Source organism: Methanosarcina sp. 1.H.T.1A.1 (assembly GCF_000979295.1).
Lineage (GTDB): Archaea > Halobacteriota > Methanosarcinia > Methanosarcinales > Methanosarcinaceae > Methanosarcina.
Genome location: NZ_JJQY01000158.1, coordinates 1 through 1,936, shown reverse-complemented (window position 1 = coordinate 1,936; position 1,936 = coordinate 1). Strand labels below are relative to the sequence as shown.

General features: G+C 37.4%; 2 protein-coding genes. One reads left to right on the top strand and one right to left on the bottom strand.

The features are described 5' to 3' along the window. Window positions 1-399: PGF-pre-PGF domain-containing protein (locus EO95_RS16280; protein WP_048136460.1), on the top strand; the 399-nt coding region annotated here is incomplete at its 5' end. Between the two features lie 84 nt (window positions 400-483). On the opposite strand, the gene EO95_RS16275 is transcribed toward EO95_RS16280, so the two are convergent. Next, a complete protein-coding gene (locus EO95_RS16275) occupies window positions 484-849 on the bottom strand; it encodes a hypothetical protein (protein ID WP_327037177.1) in 366 nt (121 codons plus the stop codon). Window positions 850-1,936 lie beyond the last annotated feature (1,087 nt).

The window sequence follows — 1,936 nt, the reverse complement described above, 5'->3', positions numbered from 1 at the left end:
ACTGAGAAGAATATCGAAAACGCAGTCGTGTGTTTCAAAATTGAAAAGGCCTGGATGAAGGATAAAGGCATTGACCAGTCTTCAATCATCCTGAACAGATACAATGACAAGAAATGGAATCCATTGCCCACCAGTCAATCAGGAGACGATGAAAAATATATGTATTTCACAGCAGAAACTCTGGGATTCTCTTCCTTTGCAATAACGGGTGAGATAACAGCAAAAGAAACTGTGACTGAAATCCTGCCTATACCTGACACTCAGAATCTTGAACAAAACAATACAGCATCAGAAGTTGAAGAGACTTCTGAGCCGAAGGAAAAAACAAGTATGCCTGGGTTTGAAATGATTTACTGTGTTATCGGGCTGCTTGGAGTGTTCCTATATAGAAGAAGATAAAATAGAATAAATTGCAGTTAGATGGGCAGGGATAACTGACCCCACTATCTAATTTCTTACTTTTTTTAAGTTCGTTTGGGATTCTCAAAGTCTTTTTTTACCTACTGTGGAGATATACAGGTATATGGTTGTCAAAAGGTATATGACAAGCAGATTGACGGTCATAAAGGGCGTGAGCCAGATTATGATCAGGCCTGATAGCAGGAAGGGGTCCCTTACCCATCGGTAAATACCCTGGATATTCAGAGGACCTGCTTCAGGAGTCTTTGGTGCAGATAGCTGTGAGCGTATCTTGAATCTGTGGGGTGCATCAAGCAAAGCTCTGGGGGCAACGATTGCAGCAATCAACTGTCCCCCGACCATCAACCATCGCCAGGGAGAAGGTATTATGTAGAGAACCGGTCCTGGATTTTTGTAGAGCAGATAGACGAGGGGGAATATCGTTATCACTGCGATGAGGCTAATACTGGCATAAACAATACGTCTGCCCTGGAACCTAAGACTCGCACGAGGCGGCGTTTGAAGGGCAGACTTGCCATAAGGCTGTGAATAGCTGCAAATGACACCAGACAAAAAATAAGGATAATTGTGGACGAAACCAATTCCAACAGTCTCCTTTTTTATTTGAATAACTTATATTCCCACACCAATATCTAAAAATTTACTTTATGGATTTCTATTAAATATTAGAAGTTCATGCAATATTGAGTAAACGACATAAAAAAATTGGGCTTTGTAGAGATTTATAACATCCAGAGCAGCGGCGTTAACAGTTAAAATATTGATGCTATGGCTAGATCCTGCATTTTTGATATGTTCGATGGTTTTTTATCCTGGAAATCAAAAGGTAAAAAAATTAAAAGTTATACATAGAAGGACGCATTTTTTCATTTTTAGCCTATTTAAGCTGATGTCGATCGGTTTTCTTCTACAAATCTAACTTTTCTTATTTATGTGAGCGCTTAGTACAGGAACGGCTATTCTGTGTTTTTCCTTGCTGAGTCTGGTTATACACTCTAAAAATATAAGTTATCATGCGGCTTAAATGCGAATGTTTACACTCGAAACTATATCGATTTTTTATGGACATAATTATCTACGAACCCGGTATAGACCCGAATAACTTATGTATAAATATAAGAATGTTGTATTACTTACTATTTAATAAAATTTACACTCTTTGCTATCAAGATTGCAGCTCAAAACCAGACGGTGTGTGTAGTTTAAGATTGAATGTTCTGTTAAAGGAATATTTTTGTACACATCAAAGTCCGAAAACAGAGTTCATGCCAGGCATACGCACTAAAAATAACGTTAGAGTTGCAGCAAACTACAAAAGGAAGAATCTTGCTTCATTCGCCAAAAAAGAGGTTTTTACATTTTAATGGGAAAAACGAAGTTTTTAAAATTAATTTATAAAGTAAAACCGGTTTCTATTATCTCATTAACGAGGTCTGATCACAATGAAATTTCATAAGTTTAAACCATATGTAAAATGTGGACTATTTCTCATACTAGTAATCAGTCTGGCTGGTAC